Annotated in this window: 3 protein-coding genes; all 3 read left to right on the forward strand. The window is 40.5% G+C overall.

The features are described from left to right. The first annotated feature begins 149 nt into the window (after window positions 1-149). The gene (locus tag ACFVS6_RS42980; protein WP_040221740.1) at window positions 150-512 is read left to right on the forward strand and encodes a hypothetical protein; all 363 of its coding nucleotides are present in this window, start codon (window positions 150-152) and stop codon (window positions 510-512) included. Then, entirely contained in the window at window positions 512-697 is a 186-nt protein-coding gene (locus ACFVS6_RS42985; RefSeq protein WP_014418183.1) for an XkdX family protein, read from the forward strand. Before ACFVS6_RS42980 ends, ACFVS6_RS42985 begins: the two co-directional genes overlap by 1 nt. Before the next feature lie 49 nt (window positions 698-746). Continuing rightward, a partial coding sequence (locus ACFVS6_RS42990; protein ID WP_389711978.1) for a phage holin family protein occupies window positions 747-1043 on the forward strand: 297 nt, incomplete at its 3' end.

Consider the following 1043-nt stretch of genomic DNA (forward strand, 5'->3'; position numbering starts at 1 on the left):
GCTCTAAGCGGAACAGGGGGAACGGCAAATTTGATTGTATACGATGATGGTGACTTAAAGATTAAATATCCAACGCCACTTGATTCAAATAGATTAGATGGTTTTTATATAGATGTATCTGTGCCGCTACAAACAGGAGGAACTGCAACATGATTCAAGCATACAAGTATGGAGAAGATTTTATTTTTATCGGACCTTCTATTATTAGCGAAGTAGATGAGCAAGGAAATTATATTATTCCTGAAAATTGCACGCTAATTCAACCACCTTCATTTTTTAAGGCGAAATTCGATCCTAGCAAACAGGTATGGATAGAATCGGCTACACGAGAAGAAAAGAATTCTATATTAGAGCACGCAAAAAATGTTCAGGGGCCAACGCCTGTTGATATTTTAAAACAACAGAATGCTGTCATTATGAAGCAGTTGGCAGAAGCTCAAAGCGCAGCCGAGGAACAGTCAAGAATATTGGCTGACTTGCTTCTTATGTTGGCAGAGGGAGGAAAAGCATAATGGATTGGTTTGCAAATATCAAGACCATTTATGGCTGGGGCCGGAATTATTATACAAACGCGAATGTCGCCCGTTTTGTTGAATTGAACAGAATTACTGAAGACCAATATAAACAAATCACTGGTTTAACCTATCCCGCTACAGAACAGCCAATCAGTGTGGATGTGGGCGGGACAGGGAGCTAATAAACACCCTAGAGGTGTTTTTATTTTGCCTCGGAGGAGGTGATTAACAATGGAGGGAATACAAGTGATGTTGAATTTTGAAAGCTTACAGATCGCAAGAACATATCTATTCGGGGAGGTGAAATACCTTGATTTACTTTTGATCCTCAGCATCTTGGATGTTATCACTGGCATTATAAAAGCATGGAAAATGAAGCAGCTCCGGAGCCGCAGTGCATGGTTTGGATATGTGCGGAAGATGCTCAGTTTTATGGTGGTCATCGTCGCCAACATTATTGATACGATAACAAATTTGAACGGCGTCCTGACCTTTGGAACCGTTCTTTTTTATATCGCAAATGAGGGC

Source organism: Streptomyces sp. NPDC057939, assembly GCF_042887545.1.
Lineage (GTDB): Bacteria > Actinomycetota > Actinomycetes > Streptomycetales > Streptomycetaceae > Streptomyces.

Bases quoted from the DNA above. Each gene is read 5' to 3' on its own strand.
- ACFVS6_RS42985 (WP_014418183.1), top strand. From the start codon at position 512: ATGGATTGGTTTGCAAATATCAAGACCATTTATGGCTGGGGCCGGAAT.
- ACFVS6_RS42980 (WP_040221740.1), top strand. From the start codon at position 150: ATGATTCAAGCATACAAGTATGGAGAAGATTTTATTTTTATCGGACCT.